1 protein-coding gene is annotated in these 1,176 nt (G+C 53.4%); it reads left to right on the plus strand.

What is annotated here, in order from left to right; all coding sequences use genetic code 11:
• Positions 1-85: 85 nt before the first annotated feature.
• The coding region (locus tag J7438_RS25715; protein ID WP_209278882.1) for a hypothetical protein at positions 86-1,176 on the plus strand (1,091 nt) is incomplete at its 3' end.

Raw genomic sequence — 1,176 nt, forward strand, 5'->3', positions numbered from 1 at the left:
ACCCTGCACAATGAAAATTCCACATTGCTCAGGTCATTATTGCCTGACTTGGGAGTTCTCAAGGCAAAAATGATTAAAACATTAAATGATGAACTCACTACCCGTTTTACCCGGCTCTTCTTCAGAAGCAGTCGCGAAAGAAGCCATACACAACACTGACCAGGGTCCTGTCAATACGCCACAGGGCAAGGTGTCCGTTTCATGGCACATCGGACAACAGCACCGTCTTGATTTCGCCTCAACCGGAGACATTTCACTGACCCAGCGGGATATTCAACACCTGTCAGCCCATCTGCCCGGATTCAAGCCACAGCCCGGGAATGGTGACCAGCCCCTGGTGACCGTGGAACACGTCCAGACCAACGGCCACCCGGTCATCGTGCAACGTGACAGAGCCGTTCAGGTTATGGCTCCCGATAACGACATCATACCGGATACCCTTCCACACCTTCTTTACGGGGCCTGTCGGGTTGAGTGGTTACGAAGAAAACTGTTCCCGGTCCATGCGGCCTGTATCGGCGATGCCTCGGGATGTTACCTGCTTGCCGGTTCCTCAGGCTCTGGCAAAACCACACTGGTACTGGAGCATGCCCGGCAGCACCTCAAACTGCCAGAACGAAAAATCATGTCGGCAGACAAAACCCTCGTCAGGTTTACCGATGACGGGCAACTCAAAGCCGTTGCGGGCACCAAGACCATTTCCGTGCGTAACCATGATATGCCCAAATGGGAGCCCGTGGTCAGTGCCGGCGTTGCTGAAGCAGGAAAATCCGAACAGTCCCTCACCAGTGTTGGGGACCGGACGCATTTTCAGCTGCCTTCGGATTACTATAGTGACCCGGAATCGGAAGTCCCGGTACGGGACATTGTGCTGGTCAAGTTAAACGACAATTTCATGAAAAAAACCCTGACCGCTGAAAGTGCAAGACATCAGCTGTTTACCCTGTTCCTCGACAAGCAGCGCGAGGATATTCTGATCGGTGATCATGATGCCGTCCTTGATGGAACCGTTCCTCGCGAGGTCAAAGACTACCTGGCGCAGAAGCTCGGGGATTATCTTCGCCAGGACGGGCGGCAGACACGGCAGATCAGCGGCTCACTGCAGGACGTTTACCAATCCATAATGCCCACGCTGTCCATGGACGTGCAGCCTCCACTTATGAACAAAAAAAAAAG

The sequence above is a fragment of the Thalassotalea sp. G20_0 genome (assembly GCF_017744175.1).
In the GTDB taxonomy this organism is placed as follows: Bacteria; Pseudomonadota; Gammaproteobacteria; order Pseudomonadales; family Endozoicomonadaceae; genus Endozoicomonas.